The organism is Asticcacaulis sp. MM231 (assembly GCF_964186625.1).
In the GTDB taxonomy this organism is placed as follows: Bacteria; Pseudomonadota; Alphaproteobacteria; order Caulobacterales; family Caulobacteraceae; genus Asticcacaulis.
In genome coordinates, this window is record NZ_OZ075108.1 from 1150520 (window position 1) to 1167823 (window position 17304).

Genomic DNA, 17304 nt, shown 5'->3' on the forward strand with positions numbered 1-17304 from the left:
AAGTCTGGGCTAGGTTTGGTCGCATGACCTACGCGCTTTATACTGACTGGCTGAAGACCGCCGCGCCGCGGGCCGAGCTCATGGCGGGGTTACATGCCGGTTTTGATCCGATCCGGCTCGATGCCGAAGGCGCGCGCCAGTTGGGCCTGACCGATGACTTGCCGGGCAGTCATGTGATCGAGACGCCGCGGCTGAAGGTCGGTGGTTATGATGAGGAACGCGCCATCTATTCCGGTCCGGTATTCACGCCGGCGGCAGGCGCTGAAGCGCGGACCCTCCATCTGGGCCTTGATATCTTCGCCGTGGCCGGCACGCCGGTCTTCGCGCCGCTGGACGGGCGCATCCACAGCTTTCAGGATAATGCCAACCCGAAGGACTATGGCCCGACCATTATTATGGCGCACGCGGTCACTGAGGCGCTGACATTCTATACGCTCTACGGTCATTTGAGCCGCGACAGTCTTGAGGGGCTGGAGGTGGGGCAAGGGATGGCGCGCGGGCAGCAGATCGCGCGGCTTGGCGCGGCGGAGGTCAATGGCGACTGGCCGCCGCATCTGCATTTTCAGGTCATTCTCGATATGCAGGGCAAGACGGGCGACTATCCCGGCGTCTTCCGCAAGAGCGAGCGCGAACGGTGGAAGCGCATCTGTCCCGATTCGGCGGGTTTACTCGGTATCTAAAAATAAGAGAAGTGGTCCACAGATAAGCCAGATAAGCGCAGATTTTTAAGTGGATCATGGCCAAACGCGGCGGCCTTCTCTTAGGCGCGAAGCGCCATCTGTGAAATCTGTGGTTTCCCTTAAACCTTAATGCCGGCCTTCAAAGCCGCCTCAGCCAGGGCACGCACCTGCGCCTCGCTCAGGCCATCGAGCGAGGTGTCGAAGGTCGTAGCCGGCGCGTCGATGATCCGCCCTCTGGCCATGCGCAGGGTACGGTCGGCGAGGCGCTCGACCTCGTAGGCATCGTGGCTGACATAGAGGACCGGCACGCCCGTATCGCGCGACAGGCTGGCGATCATCGGCACGATCTCGGCCTTGGCCTCGCTGTCTAAGCTGGACAAAGGCTCATCCATCAGCAGAATTTCCGGCGCACTAAGCAGGGTGCGGGCCAGGGCGACGCGCTGGCGTTCGCCGCCGGAAAGTTGGGTGACCGAGCGTTTGAGCAAGCCCTCCAGTTTCAGCCGCGCCACCAGGCCCGAAAAATCGACCGTGTGGCCGCCGTTGCGCTTGAGGGCGAAATCGAGATTGCCGCGCACGGTGAGATGCGTCAGCAGCGAGGCCTCCTGAAAGACATAGCCGACGCGGCGTTTATGCACCGGCACGAAGGTGCTGCCATCCTGCCAGATATCGGCGCCGATCTTCACATGGCCGTCCAGCCGCGTCAGGCCGGCGATGGCGCGCAGGAGCGTGGTCTTGCCCGAACCCGACGGTCCCCAGATGGCGGTGACGCCCTGCGCCGGCACGGAAAACGCCGCATCGAGAACGAACGCACCCGCCGAGCCTTTCAGCGATACGTCAATCATGTCATTTGGCATGTTTGGCGCTCAAGCGGCGGTCGATCACCAGCAGTGACAGCAGAACCGCGAAGGCGAAGACCAACAGGCCGCCGGCCAGCCGGTGGGCGCTCGGCCAGTCCATCTGCTCAACCAGTTGCCAGATGCGGATCGAAACGACCTCGGTCTTGCCGGGAATGGCGCCGCCGATCATCAGCACCACTCCGAATTCGCCCACCGTATGGGCGAAGACGAGCAGGGCGGCGGTCAGGAAACCCTTGCGCGCCATAGGCAGAGCGACATTGAAAAACGTGTCGAGTTGGGAGGCGCGCAAGGTGGCAGCGACATCGAACGGGCGCTGTCCCAGGGCTTCGAAGGCATTACGGATCGGCTGCACGGCGAACGGCAGGGAATAGATGATCGAACCGATGACCAGCCCGGCGAAGGAAAAATTGAGCGTGTGGACGCCGAAGGGGTGGAGCAGGTCCATCAGCGGGCTTTTCGGACCCATGGCCACGAGCAGATAGAAACCCAGCACCGTCGGCGGCAGGACGATGGGCAGGGCTATGACCGCCGTGACGATATCCTTGAACAGGTTGCGGCGTCTCGACAGCCACCAGCCGATCGGCGTGGCGATCACCAGCAGGCAGAGCGTGGTGGTGGCGGCCAGGTTGACCGTCACCCAGATGGCGCTGCCGATATCGTTCATGCTTCCGGCTTGTGACAGACGGCTTCGATATTATGGCCATCGGGATCGAGCACGAAGGCGCCGTAATAGTTGGGGTGATAGTGCTCGCGGATGCCTGGCGGACCATTGTCGCGGCCGCCGGCCGCCATGGCGGCCTTGTAAAAAGCATCCACGGCGGCGCGGTTTTCAGCCTTGATAGCCACGTGCAGATGGTCGGTCGGCGCGCCATCCTGTAGCCAGAAATCCGGTTTGCCTATGCCAAATCCGGTGCCGTAGGGGCCGTCCATGACCGCGGTATAACCAAGCGGTGCGAAGGCTGCGGCGTAGAAAGCCTTGCTGCGTGTGCGGTCGGAAACCAGCAGTCCCATATGGTCGATCATGATGTGTGTACCTTGTAGCCGTAAGATGTGATGATCTTGACGCCTTCGGGTGACCTTAAAAAGGCCAGCCAGGCGCGGCCTTCCGGGGTGTCTTTCAACAGGATGGCTTGCTGATCCATGGGGGTGTAATCACCCGCCGGCACGATCCAGCGCGAACCCTTGCCCGACTTGTAGACCTGTGACAGGGCGACGAAGCCCAGTTCTGCTGAGCCGGTATCGATAAAGCCGAAGGTCTGCGCGATCGAACTGCCCTTGACGATTTTGGCGGCGACCGCGTCATACAGGCCGCGCTTTTTCAGATATTCGACCGCGGCGACGCCGTAAGGCGCCGAGGCCGGGTCGGCGATGGCGAGGTGCTCGAACCTGCCCTTGGCGATAGCCGCGCCTTTGCTATCGACAAAACCGGGCGTAGCGCTCCACAGCACCAGCGTGCCGTAGGCATAGACGAAGCGTGTGCCCTTGATGCCGAGTCCTTCGGCTTCGAGTTTGGTCGGGCGCTCGGCGTCGGCGCTCAGGAAGGCGTCGAAGGGGGCGCCTTGCTGGATCTGACTGTAAAAACCGCCGGAGGGGCCGAAGCTCAAGCTCACGTGCGTCCCGGTCTTTTTCTCGAAAGCGGCGGCTGCGTCCTTGGCGGCGTCGGTAAAATTGGCAGCCACGGCCACCTGAAGGTCTTTTGCTGACGCGACGGCCGGCAAGGCAAGGGCCAGGAGTGCAAGGCCCGTCAGCAGTGCGCGTCTGATCGTCATGGGATATCTCTCATAAAAAAGGGCCGCAGCGATTTTACGCACTGCGGCCCGAAAAGAAAAGATGTTTGGAGTTTAGTAGTTGAATTGGGCGCGAGCGGCGATGGTCGTGTAGTCCTGACCGATCGAGGCGCCTGCAGCGTTCAGACGTTCAACCTTGACATCCTGGCCCTCAAAGATGAAGCGGATGCTGGGGTTGAGTTGCCAGTTGAGGCCGAGGGAGGTGATGTCCTGCTGACCACCGCGCACGCGGTCGGCCGCCAGCAGGGCGTCGGCGTGGTAGTTGAGGTCGAGGGTCGAGTAACGCGCCACCAGTTCAAAGGCGCCCCACTGGCCCGTCTTCGGATCGAAGTTGTGGGCCGGCACGATGCCGTCGAAGGCGCCGGTTTGGGTGTTGTACTTGCGTGTTTCACCGGTGATGACCCAGCCACCTTCGGCATACCAGCCGGTGAAGTCAGGGTCGGTGACACCGGCCGCTGCGCCGAAGCGTTTGATCTTGTACTGGAAGGCTTCGGATGCGAGGTAGAAGTTCTTGTACTGCGCGCCGAACTCGATGCCGGTGGCAGAGGCGGACTGGGTGTTGATTGCGCCGCTGTCGATCAGGCGGGTGCCGTCGACGCGGAGTTCGGGGCGGTCGCGCAGTTGCACAGGATAACGCGTAGCGGCGCTGGCGCCGGCATCGCCCGGATTGATGATGGCGTTGTAGTTGAGGCCGACGTGGATCAGAGAGTTCTTGCCCTTAATGGGCGTACCTGCCACGCGGGCGACGACGCCCAGTTGCTCATCGTTATTGACGGTGTTGAAACCGCTCGCCGCGGTATTGAGCGCCGAGACCGTGCCGCCGGTTAGGGCGGCTGAATAGAGCCAGCGATCATAGGTATTGAAGATGCCAACGCCCATGCGTGTGTCGCCGCCGGCGAAATTACGCGCCAGTTCGGCCGAGGAGGCGCGTTCCATGAAGGGCGAGGCATTTTGTGACGCGGCGTCGGCCATGCCGGCCAGAGGCGCGAATTCACCCACACGGATCTTGGCGTTCTTGAAGCCGGAATACTGGATCCAGGCTTCGTGGATGCGGCCGACATCCTCGGCGCCGGCGCCGCCGAAATCAAACACCATGTTGTAGTCGAAGTCTTTGAACACCTTGCCTTTGAAGCCCAGGCGGGCGCGGCGGAAATTGGTGCCGCTGTTCAGGTCGCGCGCGGCGCCCGTAATGGCGGCGGACAGATTATCGTCCTGCATGTAGCTGGCGGCGTCGGCCTGGATATTGCCATTGATGCTGAGCGTGAAGGCGCCGTCACTGGAGGCAAATGTCGGTGTACCGTTCTTGATGGAGACCGAAGCCGTGGGGGCGGCCGGTGCCGGCTTCGGCGCGGTTACGACAGCCAGGGTTTGGGCCTGAGTTTGTGCTTGGGCTTGCAGAGTACGCAACTGATCGGCCAGGTTACGCACTTCGGCCTGAAGGGCATCGATCTGCGCCTGCTTCTGAGCTTCTGAAACCGCGTCGTTGGACTTCTGGATAGCGATCAGCTTATGGGCTTCCGCCATGATCAGATCGTGGATATCAGCCTGTGTCAGTTGTTTGGCGGGCTTGGCCATAACCGGTGCGGCGGCTACACTGAGCGTCAGCAGGCTGGCGGCGGCCAGGCAAACATTCCGGTATGTCCGGCGGGTGGGGGTACGCATGTCTTACTCCTGTGAACAATGCGGCTATCCTAACCCCTATGAGTTAATTGCGCGTTTAGGATGAAAACGCACTTTCAGCACCAAGGAGGCGTGCTTTCTGAGCTGAGAATGAAAATTTCATCAGAATTATAAGTATTTGAATTTGTATGGATAATTTTTAAAATATTGATAGGGCTGAGTTTGGCCTTGATGTAATATTTTGCCGCTGAGTGCATTTTTCGTCTTTTGAATAAAGAACAAATTTTGGCCGCAAAGACGCTTTTTTGGGGTGTGCATGAAGATCCATGGCGCCAGACCGCGCTTGGTATTATCTCGGACAGGGGGGGGGAGGCTACCCAACCGCTGCAAAACCGGCTAAGCCACCGGCAGTTTATTGAGGAGTTTTGCCATGGCCATCGCCCAGAGCGATCTTGAGGCGCGTATCGCTGCCGCTTTTCCGGACGCGGAGATCACCATCACCGATCTGGCCGGGGACGGCGATCACTATAAGGCGCGCATCGTATCAGAGGCCTTCAATGGCCTGCCGCGCGTGCGCCAGCACCAGTTGGTCAATAGGGCGCTGGCCGATCTGCTCAGCGGTCCGCTGCATGCCCTGGCGCTGGAAACAGTGGCTAAAGTCTAGTCTTTCTTGCGCGCCCATTCGTAGGTGCCCTTGCCGTCTTTCAGGCCCAGCACAAGGCTGTCACCGGCGACGGCGTAGTTAGCGACTGAATTGGCATTGAGTTCCCAGCCTGTATCGAGCGCCGGGGTCGGGCAGGCCATGCGCGTCATGGCCATGGGGCCGAAGGTCAGGCTTCCGTGGGTGCCATCGGTCGGCGTGGTTTCCCAGATTGCGGTGGCGCGGTTGCAATCGACCTTGAGGGCAACGCGGCCTTTATCGACGAAGGTAATTTCATAGCGATCGGCGGCATCGGGCTTGACTGGCGCTGCACCGCCCTTGGGCAGGAACTGCACCAGTTGCCAGGTGCCGATGAGGGTTTGTGGCGCTTCGGCTGTCTTGCCGACCGGGAAGGTCGAACAGGCGGTAAGCGTAAGCGCGGCACACGCGCCGGCAACCATCAGGAATGTGGAATTTTGGGTCATCTGTGCGCCTTTGCTGAAACAGTTACCCATCCTAGCAAAGATCAACCGTCACGGGAAGCATCCGGCTATAATTCTCCGGTAGGCGGGTAGCCTAGAGTGACGGCGATGGATCGCGCTTGAGGCGGCGCAGGCAAAAGGTCGAGCGCGTGTGGCGGATTCCGGGGAATTTCAGCAATTTCTTGCGCAGGAAAACCTCGTAATCCTCGGTGTCCTCCACGGCGGCGATGATGACGTAATCGTATTCGCCGGTGGTGAGATAGGCGTCGGTCACTTCGGTCAGGGTGGCGATATGGCGGGAAAAGTTCTCGATCTTCTCATCATCATGTTGCTCCAGCGTCATTTCAACGATGACAGAGAGCGGCTTGCCGACCTTTTCCGGATTGAGCAGAGCCACATAGCCGGTGATCACGCCGGTGTCTTCCAGCCGCTTGATGCGCGACCAGCAGGGGGTTTGCGACAGCCCCACCTTGTCGGCGACCTCCTGCGTCGTCAGATGACAGTCTTCGCGCAACAGGCGAAGAATTTCTTGTCGATCTCATCGAGGGCGCGGAGGTCCTTGCTCTTGTTCATTCGCTTATATTGCCCTGCACCAGAGTTTTATTCTGCCGTTTTGCGTCATTGCAGAAATTATAGCTGAAAACGTGGATTACGCATCCGCAGTTCGGAAGCACTTTCTCACATTTCAGGATTAGTATCATTAGAAAATAACTATGCCACAGGGATATGTTGATGCGCGCCGAGGTAAGCCTTGCCGACCGATATGAACTGACATCCGGCTGGGCTTTCATGACCGGCGTTCAGGCGCTTGTCCGGCTGCCCATGCTGATCCGCGACAGGGATCGCGAGGCCGGGCTGAACACGGCAGGCTTTATCTCCGGCTATCGCGGCTCGCCGCTCGGCTCCTACGATATGCAACTGGCGCAGGAACAAAAGCGCCTCGATGACCACGATATCGTTGTCCAGCGCGGCATCAATGAAGACCTGGGCGCCACGGCGGTGTGGGGAACGCAGCATGTGCCGCTGTTTAACGGGCACAGGAAGGATGGCGTGTTCGGCCTATGGTACGGCAAGGGGCCGGGTGTTGACCGGACCGGAGACGTGTTCAAGCATGCCAACTTCGCCGGAACCTCGGCGCTCGGCGGTGTGCTGGCCCTGGCCGGAGACGATCATAACTGCAAGTCATCGACCCTGCCGAACCAGTCGGAATTTGCCTTCGCCGACGCCGAAATGCCGACCCTGTCGCCATCGACCATTGATGAGGTGATCGAGTTCGGCATGAAGGGGATACAGCTTTCGCGTTATTCCGGCTGCTGGATCGGCATCAAGACCATTTCCGACCTGATGGACGCCTCGACCTCGGCGCATATCGACTCGCTGCGCTGGCAAACCAGCCTGCCAGATTTCGACCTGCCGGAAGGCGGGCTGAATATCCGCCTCAACCATACGCCCGATCAAAAGGAAGTGCTGCACCGTCATTTCCGTTTGCCGGCGGCGCAGGCCTTCGCCCGCCATAACGGCCTCAATCCACTGATGCAGGATGCGCCGAGCGCGCGTCTGGGTATCGCCACCTCCGGCAAGGGGTTCCTGCATGTGCTCGATGCCCTGCGCCTGTTGCAGATCGATGAGGCCGGGGCGCGTCAGATGGGGCTTCGCATCTGGAAGGTCGGCATGGTGTGGCCGCTCGATCCGGTGGGCGCGCTCGCCTTCGCTGACGGGCTGGAAACCGTGCTGGTGGTTGAGGAACGCCGTAACCTGATCGAATACCAGCTCAAGAACGCGCTCTATGGCCTGCCGGATTCGCGCCGACCGCGTATGCGCGGCAAGGACGTGGTCCGCGATGTGCTTGATCTTGATACGGTCAGCGTCGCCATGGCCCTGTTCGAGGTGTTGCCGGCGGAAGCCCGCACCGAGGCGCGTCAGGCGATCATCGCCCGTTATGCTGAACAGGCGATTGCCAAAGAAAACGTCGTCCAGCTTCATACGCGTAAGCCGTTTTTCTGCGCCGGCTGTCCGCACAACACCTCGACCACCGTGCCGGAAGGCTCACGCGCCACAGCCGGGATCGGCTGTCACTATATGGTGCAGTTTATCCCCGATCGTCATTCGGAAATCTGCACCCATATGGGTGGCGAGGGCGTGACCTGGGTAGGGCAGGCGCCTTTCACCGACGAGCACCACATCTTCGCCAATCTGGGCGACGGCACCTATTTCCATTCCGGCCTGCTGGCTATCCGTCAGTCGGTGGCGGCGCACGTCAACATTACCTACAAGATCCTCTATAATGACGCCGTAGCCATGACCGGTGGCCAGCATGTCGATGGCGTGCTGCATCCGGTGACGGTGGCGCAGCAGGTCGCGGCCGAAGGCGTCCGGCGGATCATCCTCGTATCGCCGCATCCGGAGCGCTGGCAGAACCACCCGAAAATGCCGGCCAAGGTCAGCTTCTATCACCGTGATCAGCTTGAGGTGGCCGAGGCCGAACTGAAGGCGACGCACGGCACCACCGTGCTGATCTATGATCAGATGTGCGCCACCGAACTGCGCCGTCGCCGCAAGCGCGGTCTGGCGCCGCAGACGAAAGAGCGAATTTTTATCAACGCCAAGGTATGCGAAGGTTGCGGTGATTGCTCGGTCAAATCGAACTGCATCGCGGTGGGGCCAAAGGACACCGAACTCGGCCGCAAGCGCGAGATCGACCAGTCGGCGTGCAATCTCGATACCTCATGCGTGAAAGGCTTCTGCCCCAGCTTCGTGTCACTGGAAGGCGCGCAGATAAAGAAGGTGCAGCCCGCCGCCATCGATCATCTGATCCATGATCTGCCTGAGGCGACGCCGATGCCGCTGACGGCGCAGCCCTATAACCTCTTGCTCACAGGTATCGGCGGTCTGGGCGTGACCTCGCTTTCGGCCATGATCGGCATGGCGGCGCATATCGACGGCGTGGAAGTGATCTGCGTCGATCAGATCGGTCTGGCGCAGCGTGGCGGCGCGGTTGATGCCCATGTCCGTTTTGCCGCCCCCGGCGTGATGGTGCCGGGCGGTCGTATCCCGCTCGGTGAGGCCGATGTCATGATTGCCGCCGACATGATCACGGCGCACGGCAAGGCCTGCTTGCCGCTGTTGAATACGGAACGCACAATAGGCTTTCTCAACAGCGCCCTCACACCGAGCGGTGAATTCACCCTCAACACCAACACCGTGTTCGACCAGCTTTCCATGGTGCGCAAGGTGCGCAACGCCGCGCGCACGCTGGAGACCTTCGATGCCGCTGGCCTTGCCCGCACCTATATGGGTGATGCGGTCTATGCCCTGATGATCATGTGGGGCGCGGCCTGGCAGGCCGGCGTATTGCCCTTGTCACTGGCGGCGGTCGAACGCGCCATCGCCCTGAACGGTGCCGCGGTGACGGCCAATCTGCGCGCTTTCGCCCTGGGGCGTGCCTGGGCGGAAGGCCGGCTGGAAGCGGCGCCTGCGCAGACGCCCGTCTTTGATCTCGATAGCTTCGTCAGCGCCCGCATGACCGATCTGACCGACTATCAAAACGCCGCCTACGCCGCGCGCTACAGGGCGCTGGTTGATCGGGTGAGGGACGAACCACGCCTTGCCGAGGCAGTGGCGCGCAACGCCTATAAGCTGATGGCCTACAAGGACGAGTATGAAGTGGCGCGGCTCTATTGCGATCCGGAGTTCCGCAAAGTCCTGGCCGAACAGTTTGAAGATACAAAAAAAATCTCGGTCTACCTCGCGCCGCCCATGATGGGCACGAAGAAGCGTAAATTCGGCCCGTGGGTTTTCAAGGCCTTCGCTATGTTGAAGGCCGCCAAGGCCTTACGCGGCACACCGTTCGATCTCTTTGGTTACACCCGCGAGCGCCGCACCGAGCGCCAGCTCATCATCGACTACGTGCATCTGATCGAACGTCTGGCGCGTGATCTTCGTCCCCATAATCTCGATCTGGCGGTGGCCCTGGCCAAACTGCCGGAAGAGATCCGTGGCTTCGGCCACATCAAGCTGGCCAATCTCGACAAGGCCAATGTCAAAAAAGCCGACCTCATTGTGCAATTTGAGGCCGCCCAACCCGCTCTCCCCCTAAAGCCTGAAACGAAAGTATTGCTAAATGTTTGACCACCCCGATTATGACGCCCACGAAAAAGTCCTCATGGTGGAGGATGCCGCCTCTGGCCTGAAAGCCATTATCGCCGTCCATTCCACGGCGCTGGGCGCGGCCGCCGGTGGCTGCCGCCTTTGGGCCTATGACAACGGGGTGAGCGCGCTCAGCGATGCTTTGCGCCTGTCACGCGGCATGAGCTACAAGAACGCCATGGCCAATCTGCCGATGGGGGGCGGCAAGGCGGTCATTTTAGGACCTGTGCCGGCTGATCGCCGCGAAGCCGTGCTGGAAGCCTTCGGTCGCGCCGTGGATAGCCTGGATGGTCAGTATATCACCGCCGAGGATGTCGGGGTTTCGGTCGCTGACATGAAGATCGTGGCGCGCACCACCGGCTATGTCTCCGGGCTGGATGCGGCTGTGGGCAAGTCTGGCGGAGATCCGTCGCCCTTCACGGCGCGTGGCGTGCGCGTCGGTATCGAAGCCGCGGTCAAGGCCAAGCTCGGTCGTTCTGATCTCGCCGGTATCAAGGTCGCCGTTCAGGGCCTCGGCCATGTCGGCACCTATCTCTGCGAAGAACTGTTCAGTCTCGGTGCCAAGCTTGTGGTGGCCGATATCAATCCGGAGCGGGTGGAAGAGGTCTGCAATCGCTTTGCGGCCGAGAGCGTATCGGTCAACAACATCCTGTTGCAGACGGTCGATGTGGTGGCGCCGTGCGCGCTTGGTGGCGCGATCAGCGAGGATGTGGCTAGCCGTCTGCAAGCCACGATCGTCGCTGGCGCGGCCAATAATCAACTATTGACTCCGGGGGCTGGGCGTATCTTAGGCCAGCGCGGCATTCTCTATGCGCCGGACTATGTGATCAATGCCGGCGGCATCATCATGGTGGCCGGTGAAATCTCGGGCCGTAACGATGAGGCCGATATTCTGGCGCAGGTCGACGCCATCGGTCCGCGCCTGTTTGATATCTTCACCAAGGCAAAAAGCGCCAACGCACTCACCAATGTGATTGCCGATGCGATGGCGCGCGATAAGATCGCGGCCGCGCGCGCCAGGGTGACCGAGGCGGCTTAAACGATCCGAAACGGGACTAAATAACAGGGACGATCATGCCACTCAACGACGATCAGGCGATGATAAGCGAGGCGGCCAGGCGCTTCGCCTATGACAAACTGCGGCCTTTCGCCGGTGCGTGGGATGAGCAAAAGCATTTCCCGGTTGATGTAATGCGCGAGGCGGCGGGCCTGGGATTCGCCGCCATCTACACAGGTGAAGAGCACGGCGGGGCGGCTATGTCGCGGCTCGATGCCGTGCTGATTTTTGAGCAGTTATCGCGCGGCTGCATCGCCACGGCGGCCTTTCTGTCGATCCACAACATGTGCACCTGGATGATCGACAGCTTTGGTTCAGATGCGTTGCGGGCGCGTTTCGTACCGAAGCTGACCGGCATGGCGACGATCGCCAGCTACTGCCTGACCGAACCGGGTTCCGGCTCCGACGCCGCCGCCATGAAAACGCGTGCGGTGAGAGAGGGTGATGCTTATGTGCTTAATGGCTCGAAAGCCTTTATCTCCGGCGCTGGCGTCTCGGATATCTATGTCGTCATGGCCAATACGGATGAGACCATTTCCGCTTTTGTGGTGTCGAAAGAGACCTCGGGGTTAAGCTTCGGCGCCGTCGAGAAGAAGATGGGCTGGAACGCCCAGCCGACGCGACAGGTCATGTTCGATCAGGTGCAGATACCCGTGGGCAATCGTATTGGCGATGAGGGACAGGGCTTCAAATTCGCCATGAAGGGGCTGGATGGCGGACGTCTCAACATCGCCGCCTGTTCGCTTGGCGGCGCGCAGGATGCGCTGGATCGCGCCATGGCCTATGCCTCTGAACGCAGCCAGTTCGGCCAACACCTGAATGCGTTTCAGGTGACGCAGTTCAAGCTGGCTGATATGGAGACTGAGTTACAGGCGGCGCGTTCCATGCTCTATGAGGCGGCGGCGCGGCTGGATGATCACACACCGGACGCGACGAAATGGTGCGCCATGGCCAAGCGCTTCGTCACCGATACATGCTCGAAAATCGCCAATGAGGCCCTGCAAATCCATGGCGGCTATGGTTATCTGCATGACTATGGTGTCGAACGGATCGTGCGTGACCTGCGGGTGCATCAGATCCTGGAAGGCACCAACGAGATCATGCGCGTTATTATTGCGCGCGATATGCTGAAAGGGTCGTGATGGACGTATCTGTCCGTGTAGAAAACGGTGTCGGCCGGATTACGCTGAACCGACCCAAGGCGCTGCATGCCCTGACGACGGAGATGTGTCAGGCGATGAGCGATGCGCTCACCCGGTGGGCTGCGGATGATGGCGTGCGCATGCTGATGATCGATCATGCCGAGGGCACGCGCGGCTTTTGCGCCGGTGGTGATATCCGCATGGTGGCGCAGTCCGGTCGCGCTGATGGCAAGGCGGGGGAAGCCTTCTTCAACATCGAATATCGCCTCAACACACAGATAAAGCGCTTCCCAAAGCCGTATGTTGCTTTGCTGGATGGCGTGACTATGGGCGGCGGCGTGGGTATTTCGATCCATGGATCGCACCGCATCGCCACCGAAAACACCCTCTTCGCCATGCCGGAAACCGGTATTGGCCTGTTTCCGGATGTCGGCGGCGGCTGGTTCCTGCCGCGGCTGGAGGGACAGCTTGGTATCTGGCTGGCGCTGACGGGTGCGCGCCTTAAAGGTTCGGATGTTGTGGCGGCCGGCCTCGCTACGCACTTTGTTACCTCTGAAAACCTGCCGGATGTGAAGGCGCGGATACTGGCGGGCGAAGCTCTGGATGATGTCCTGGCCGACTGTACGCAGATGCCCGTCAGGGCCGGCTATGCCGAACATCTGGATGTCATTCATCATTGCTTTTCACGCCCCACGATCACCGACATCTGTCTGGCGCTGAAAATGGCCGATGACGATTGGGCTACCGCGCAGGCCGATATTCTCAAGAGCCGCTCACCCTTGTCGCTCAGCGTCTCGCTCGAACAGTTGCGGCGAGGGGCGCGCATGGCATCGTTTGAAGACGTTATGCGTATGGAATACCGCATCGCCTGTCATATCATCCGCAGCCACGATTTTTCCGAGGGCGTGCGGGCGGTGATCGAGGACAAGGACAATGCGCCGACGTGGTCGCCGGCCAGTCTGTCGGGTGTCACGCCGCAGATGGTTGAGGCGATGTTCGCAGCCGTGGACGAGGAGCTTGCGCTATGAAAATCGCCTTTATCGGTCTGGGGCATATGGGTTCGGGCATGGCGGCCAATCTGGTCAAGGGCGGGCATGAGGTGCGCGCTTATGATCTGAGCGCAGCGGCCGTGACCCAGGCGGTGGCCGAGGGCTGCATCGGTGTGGCCTCGCTCAACGAGGCCTGTCAGGATGCGGAGGCCGTGATCACCATGCTGCCGGCAGGACAGCACGTCCTGTCGGTCTATGCGCAGGTGATGGAACAGGCAGAGCCCTCCGCGCTGCTGATCGATTGTTCGACCATCGATGTTGAGAGCGCCCGCAAGGTGGCCAGACAGGCGGAAAGCGCCGGATTCGCCATGGTCGATGCGCCGGTTTCGGGCGGTGTGGCGGGGGCGAAAGCCGGCACCCTGACCTTTATGTGCGGTGGCCCGCAAGCGGCTTTTGCCCGCGCGGAACCGATGCTGCAAGCTATGGGCAAGGCCGTCATCCATGCCGGTAGCGCGGGCGCGGGGCAAGCGGCCAAGCTGTGCAACAACATGCTGCTGGCCATTACCATGATCGGCACCTGCGAAGCCTTTGCCCTGGCGGAAAAGCTCGGGCTCGATGATCAGGTGTTTTTCGACATTGCCTCGAAGGCGTCGGGTCAGAACTGGTCGATGACCAGCTATTGCCCGGTGCCGGGGCCGGTGCCCACCTCGCCGGCCAATAACGATTATCAGCCGGGTTTCGCGGCGGCGTTGATGCTGAAGGACCTGACCCTTGCCATGCAGGCGGCGGCGCAGAATGACGCCCACACGCCACTCGGCGCCAAGGCGCATACGCTCTATGAGGCGTTGTGCCGTCAGGGCTACGCGGCGCAGGACTTCTCCTATATGATGGAACGGATACGCAGGGGGTCTTAAGATTTCGCGGCGCTTAAGCCCGGATATAATGCAGTACGTCCGGGCTGTTGGCGGCAGCGGCCATGACCACCTTGTTCAGGCCCTGTTCGGTGGTGCGCTGATCGATTTCACCCTTGCGGTACATCCACGACAGCTTGCGCAGGTAATCGCGCAGCGCCACCTTGTCGTCTTCGCCGAAGCGCACCGAGGTCATGGCTTCAGTGCGCGCCTGCAGTTTTTCGCGGGCGGCGCGGCCTTCGCGAATCCCGACCTTGAACGCTTGCATCTGCTCGGTCACGAAGGCGTGGCGGGCGATTTCATTAAAGGGATTGAGGGGCATGAGGCGTACTCCTGAAAAGCCAGGCTCTAAGCATTTCACAGCCGCCGCGCCTTGCCAACTAACGCTTCCTCACTTCAGCGGCATCCAGATCAGCGAAAATTTGATCAATCGTGACCGGAAAAATCCTGAAACATCACAAAAGCATCAACATAACCTAATTCGGGATGCGCAAAGGCGCCCGGCAGGCGAGCAACAATCTCGAAACCCATGTGCTGCCACAGGGCGACGGCGCGTTCATTGCTGCTGACGACGAAATTGAACTGCATGGCGCGGAAGCCCCGCGACTTGGCCACCTCCATAGCATGCCGGCACATGGCGCTGGCCACGCCCTTGCCTGTGGACGAAGGCGCGGTCATGAAACCGCAATTAGCAACGTGGGCGCCGCCGCCTTGCCGATTAGGTGTCAGGAAATAGTGCCCCAATACCGTGCCATCGACCTCGGCCACGAAGACCTGATGCGGTGCGGCGAACCAGTAGGTGAGCGCGGTGTCGCGGTCCCAGTCACGCGGCAGGGTGTAGGTCTCCCCGGCACGCAAGGTGGGTTTCAGGATGGCCCAGATGGCGTCATGGTCGGCGGTGGTGGCGAGTTCTGATCTGCATGGCGCTGATATAGGCCATCCTTAATCGCCGCATAACCCATTCGGTTGGAAAAAATTTAACGAAGCCGGCGCATGGTCAAAGTCAATCAGGATTGGGACGTATCATGCGCCGACTATCATCTGCTGTTGTTCTGCTGGCAGGCTTATGCGCCACTGCGGCGCAGGCAGCACCGCGCAGCACCGAGGCCGAAGTGCTCGAGATGATCAACGCCGAACGCGCGGCGCACGGATGCCAGCCCTTGCATGTTGAGGCGCGCCTGACCGAAGCCGCGCAGCGCCAGAGCCGTCAGATGGTGGAGCGCCATTATTTCAGCCATACCGCGCCCGATGGCTCGACGCCGGGGCGTCGGGTACGGGATACCGGCTACGTCTACCAGATGGTCGGCGAAAACATCGAGGTCAATTCGGACGTACCCGAAGCGGTGGTTGACGCGTGGATGAACAGTCCAGGCCACCGGGATAACATCCTGATGTGTGCGTTCCGGGAAACCGGCATCGCCGTTGCCTGGCAGGAGGATGACCAGCCGGTGCCCGGCGTGCCGCCCGAGTTTCGCGCCTACTGGACGCAGGTCTTTGCCATGCCGCTTAATCTCGGCAAATGAAACTGGGCGACTAGATCACATACAGATCGACATAGTCATTGACGGGCATGGCTTCCAGCGCCTGCTGGTCGAGACTGACCTTGAGGATGGCCGCCTGTTGTTTTGACGGAAAACGGCGCGCGAGATTGGTGCGGAACTTGGCTTCGAGCAGAGGTATGCCGTCGGCGCGGCGGCGCTTGTGGCCGATCGGATATTCCACCACAATCTCATCCAAGACCGTACCATCGTTGAGTTCCAGGGTCAGGGCATTGGCGATGCTGCGCTTGTCAGGGTCGTGGTAATCGGCGGTGAAGGCGGTATCCTCGACGCAAGTGATCTTGTCACGTAAGGCATCGATACGCGGATCACCAGCGACGCCGTCTTCATAGTCCGCGGCCGTCAGACGGCCATGGATCAGCGGCACGGCGACCATGTACTGGATGCAGTGATCGCGGTCGGCCGGATTATCGAGCGGCCCCTTCTTGTCGATGATGCGGATGCAAGCCTCATGGGTGCGGATGGTGACGCGCCGGATGTCCTCGGTCGTCTTGCCGAGCGCAGCCAGCTTATGATGCAGCATCATGGCGGCTTCGACGGCGGTTTGACTGTGAAACTCGGCCGGGAAGCTGATCTTGAACAGGATCTGCTCCATGACGTAAGCGCCATAGGGCCGCTGGAACCTGAACGGCTGACCCTTGAACAGTACGTCGTAAAAGCCCCAGGTCTTGGCGGTGAGCACCGAGGGATAACCCATCTCGCCTTTTTGCGCCATGAGCGCCAGACGCACAGCGCGCGAGGTGGCGTCACCGGCGGCCCAGCTTTTACGCGATCCGGTATTGGGCGAATGGCGATAGGTGCGTAAGGCCTGGCCATCGACCCAGGCCAGTGACACGGCGTTGATGATCTCGTCGCGGTCGAGACCCAGCATCTGCGCCACCACGGCGGTGGAAGCGACCTTGACCAGCACGACGTGATCGATGCCGACGCGATTGAAGCTGTTTTCCAGCGCCAGACAGCCCTGGATTTCATGCGCCTTGATCATCGCCGTCAGGACATCACGCATGAGGAGCGGCTTGCGTCCGGCGGCGATGGCGTTGCGCGACAGCCAGTCGGCGGTGGCCAGGATGCCGCCGAGATTATCGGACGGATGGCCCCATTCGGCCGCCAGCCAGGTGTCGTTGAAATCGAGCCAGCGGATCATGGCGCCGATGTTGAACGCCGCCTGTATGGGGTCGAGCTGGAACTGCGTGCCGGGCACTTTTGCACCGTGGGGAACGACGGTGCCGGGGACGATGGGGCCCAGCAGCTTGGCGCAGGCGGGATAGTCGAGCGCCTCCAGTCCGCAGCCGAGGGTATCGATCAGGCAGTTGCGCGCGGTTTCATAGGCGAGGTCGGAGGTGATCTCATAATCAAGCACATAATCGACGATGTCGGTGAGGACACTGTCCGGCGCGGGACGTTCGTTTGGGATATGGGCGGACATAGCGGGCT

The 17304-nt window shown here is 60.9% G+C and carries 18 protein-coding genes; 8 read left to right on the top strand and 10 right to left on the bottom strand.

Translation table 11 applies throughout. The features are described 5' to 3' along the window. The first annotated feature begins 23 nt into the window (after positions 1-23). Complete coding sequence (locus ABQ278_RS05700; protein WP_349321611.1) at positions 24-680, top strand: peptidoglycan DD-metalloendopeptidase family protein; 657 nt, start codon at positions 24-26, stop codon at positions 678-680. A 119-nt stretch (positions 681-799) separates the two neighbouring features. Here the strand turns inward: ABQ278_RS05700 and ABQ278_RS05705 are convergent, their stop codons facing one another. From ABQ278_RS05705 to ABQ278_RS05725, 5 genes are all read right to left on the bottom strand, one after another. Then, on the bottom strand, positions 800-1534 hold the full coding sequence (locus tag ABQ278_RS05705; protein WP_349321612.1) for an ATP-binding cassette domain-containing protein: 735 nt from the start codon (positions 1532-1534) through the stop codon (positions 800-802). Continuing rightward, the gene (gene modB, locus ABQ278_RS05710; protein ID WP_349321613.1) at positions 1524-2201 is read right to left on the bottom strand and encodes a molybdate ABC transporter permease subunit; all 678 of its coding nucleotides are present in this window, start codon (positions 2199-2201) and stop codon (positions 1524-1526) included. The genes ABQ278_RS05705 and modB overlap by 11 nt, the downstream gene beginning before the upstream one ends. Next, a complete protein-coding gene (locus ABQ278_RS05715; protein ID WP_018081664.1) occupies positions 2198-2560 on the bottom strand; it encodes a VOC family protein in 363 nt (120 codons plus the stop codon). The genes modB and ABQ278_RS05715 overlap by 4 nt, the downstream gene beginning before the upstream one ends. Then, positions 2557-3306 (bottom strand): molybdate ABC transporter substrate-binding protein, encoded by a 750-nt coding sequence (gene modA, locus ABQ278_RS05720; protein ID WP_349321614.1) that lies wholly within the window; start codon positions 3304-3306, stop codon positions 2557-2559. Before modA ends, ABQ278_RS05715 begins: the two co-directional genes overlap by 4 nt. 72 nt (positions 3307-3378) lie before the next feature. Next, on the bottom strand, positions 3379-4986 hold the full coding sequence (locus ABQ278_RS05725) for a porin (RefSeq protein WP_349321615.1): 1608 nt from the start codon (positions 4984-4986) through the stop codon (positions 3379-3381). A 388-nt stretch (positions 4987-5374) separates the two neighbouring features. Here ABQ278_RS05725 and ABQ278_RS05730 point away from each other — a divergent pair, with 388 nt between their 5' ends. Then, a complete protein-coding gene (locus ABQ278_RS05730) occupies positions 5375-5608 on the top strand; it encodes a BolA family transcriptional regulator (protein ID WP_349321616.1) in 234 nt (77 codons plus the stop codon). Here ABQ278_RS05730 and ABQ278_RS05735 read toward each other — a convergent pair. Both ABQ278_RS05735 and ABQ278_RS05740 read right to left on the bottom strand, forming a co-directional pair. Continuing rightward, a complete protein-coding gene (locus ABQ278_RS05735) occupies positions 5605-6069 on the bottom strand; it encodes an META domain-containing protein (protein ID WP_349321617.1) in 465 nt (154 codons plus the stop codon). The genes ABQ278_RS05730 and ABQ278_RS05735 overlap by 4 nt on opposite strands. A gap of 91 nt (positions 6070-6160) precedes the next feature. Further along, positions 6161-6580: an Lrp/AsnC family transcriptional regulator gene (locus tag ABQ278_RS05740; protein WP_349321618.1), complete on the bottom strand. Its 420-nt coding sequence runs from the start codon at positions 6578-6580 to the stop codon at positions 6161-6163. A gap of 218 nt (positions 6581-6798) precedes the next feature. Between ABQ278_RS05740 and ABQ278_RS05745 the strand changes: the two genes are divergently transcribed. The 5 genes from ABQ278_RS05745 to mmsB are packed head-to-tail and all read left to right on the top strand — an operon-like array spanning position 6799 to position 14314. Further along, on the top strand, positions 6799-10194 hold the full coding sequence (locus ABQ278_RS05745; RefSeq protein ID WP_349321619.1) for an indolepyruvate ferredoxin oxidoreductase family protein: 3396 nt from the start codon (positions 6799-6801) through the stop codon (positions 10192-10194). Beyond that, on the top strand, positions 10187-11251 hold the full coding sequence (locus tag ABQ278_RS05750; RefSeq protein ID WP_349321620.1) for a Glu/Leu/Phe/Val dehydrogenase dimerization domain-containing protein: 1065 nt from the start codon (positions 10187-10189) through the stop codon (positions 11249-11251). The genes ABQ278_RS05745 and ABQ278_RS05750 overlap by 8 nt, the downstream gene beginning before the upstream one ends. A 35-nt stretch (positions 11252-11286) precedes the next feature. Then, complete coding sequence (locus tag ABQ278_RS05755) at positions 11287-12411, top strand: acyl-CoA dehydrogenase family protein (RefSeq protein ID WP_349321621.1); 1125 nt, start codon at positions 11287-11289, stop codon at positions 12409-12411. Beyond that, the gene (locus tag ABQ278_RS05760) at positions 12411-13439 is read left to right on the top strand and encodes an enoyl-CoA hydratase/isomerase family protein (RefSeq protein WP_349321622.1); all 1029 of its coding nucleotides are present in this window, start codon (positions 12411-12413) and stop codon (positions 13437-13439) included. The genes ABQ278_RS05755 and ABQ278_RS05760 overlap by 1 nt, the downstream gene beginning before the upstream one ends. After that, positions 13436-14314, top strand: coding sequence for a 3-hydroxyisobutyrate dehydrogenase (gene mmsB, locus ABQ278_RS05765; protein ID WP_349321623.1), 879 nt, complete (start codon positions 13436-13438; stop codon positions 14312-14314). Before ABQ278_RS05760 ends, mmsB begins: the two co-directional genes overlap by 4 nt. A 13-nt stretch (positions 14315-14327) precedes the next feature. Here mmsB and ABQ278_RS05770 read toward each other — a convergent pair whose 3' ends face one another. Both ABQ278_RS05770 and ABQ278_RS05775 read right to left on the bottom strand, forming a co-directional pair. Further along, entirely contained in the window at positions 14328-14633 is a 306-nt protein-coding gene (locus ABQ278_RS05770) for a hypothetical protein (protein ID WP_349321624.1), read from the bottom strand. A gap of 104 nt (positions 14634-14737) precedes the next feature. Next, positions 14738-15169 carry a GNAT family N-acetyltransferase gene (locus ABQ278_RS05775; protein ID WP_349321625.1) on the bottom strand — a complete coding sequence of 144 codons (432 nt, stop codon included), beginning with the start codon at positions 15167-15169 and terminating at the stop codon, positions 14738-14740. A gap of 167 nt (positions 15170-15336) precedes the next feature. On the opposite strand from ABQ278_RS05775, the gene ABQ278_RS05780 reads away from it, so the two are divergent. Further along, the gene (locus ABQ278_RS05780) at positions 15337-15834 is read left to right on the top strand and encodes a CAP domain-containing protein (RefSeq protein WP_349321626.1); all 498 of its coding nucleotides are present in this window, start codon (positions 15337-15339) and stop codon (positions 15832-15834) included. Positions 15835-15844: 10 nt separating this feature from the next. Here the strand turns inward: ABQ278_RS05780 and ABQ278_RS05785 are convergent, their stop codons facing one another. Next, on the bottom strand, positions 15845-17296 hold the full coding sequence (locus ABQ278_RS05785; protein ID WP_349321627.1) for a bifunctional 2-methylcitrate dehydratase/aconitate hydratase: 1452 nt from the start codon (positions 17294-17296) through the stop codon (positions 15845-15847). Positions 17297-17304: the final 8 nt, after the last annotated feature.